The 236-nt window shown below is 71.2% G+C and carries 1 protein-coding gene; it reads left to right on the top strand.

From position 1 onward, the window contains the following. Positions 1-236, top strand: a 236-nt coding sequence (locus tag ACYQ0J_RS13740; protein WP_460172630.1) for a thermonuclease family protein, incomplete at both ends; no start/stop codon positions are given.

Consider the following 236-nt stretch of genomic DNA (forward strand, 5'->3'; position numbering starts at 1 on the left):
GGTGTGGGTGGAGCTGGACGCCCAGGAGCGGGACCGCTACCGGAGGGTGCTGGCCTACCTGTACCTGGAGGATCCCAGGGGAGACTGGATCCACGGGGGGAGCCGGTTGCTCCAGGTGAACCTGGAGCTGGTGAGGGCCGGGTGGGCCGAGCCCTACACCGTGCCCCCCAATGTCCGCTACGCCGCCCTCTACCTCCAGGCCGCCCGGGAGGCTCGGGCCAAGGGGGTGGGGATGT

The organism is Thermus sp. FJN-A (assembly GCF_054655095.1).